This window comes from Faecalitalea cylindroides ATCC 27803 (assembly GCF_000469305.1).
GTDB classification, from domain to species: Bacteria; Bacillota_I; Bacilli_A; order Erysipelotrichales; family Erysipelotrichaceae; genus Faecalitalea; species Faecalitalea cylindroides.
The window spans coordinates 1-251 of sequence record NZ_KI271060.1 but is presented as its reverse complement, the minus strand read 5'-3'; the positions used below and the strand labels follow the sequence as shown (position 1 = coordinate 251).

The following is a 251-nucleotide window of genomic DNA, read 5'->3' as shown; positions in this document are numbered from 1 at the left end:
GCGGTAGCCACGCCAGCATATATCAAGCCCCTCGGTATCTAACAGAGGGGCACAAATCACAAGGAAACATACACAAAAGTTACCGCTTCTTGGCTCATATCAAGTGTTTGGTAGCTTTTTTTACTGCTGTGACATCGGATAAAAAATGTCACAGTTTTTTTCATAAAGGGGGTATCGCACTGAATGATACAGAGTGGATACAGGATTTTGCAGACAGGCGTTTGCAGTACGGTGTATCCCAGACGAAACTT

Annotated in this window: 1 protein-coding gene; it reads right to left on the bottom strand. The window is 43.8% G+C overall.

Annotated elements, in window-relative coordinates; translation table 11 throughout:
- Nucleotides 1-56 precede the first annotated feature (56 nt).
- Nucleotides 57-251, bottom strand: a 195-nt coding sequence (locus HMPREF0367_RS10665; protein ID WP_211237389.1) for a hypothetical protein, incomplete at its 5' end; no start/stop codon positions are given.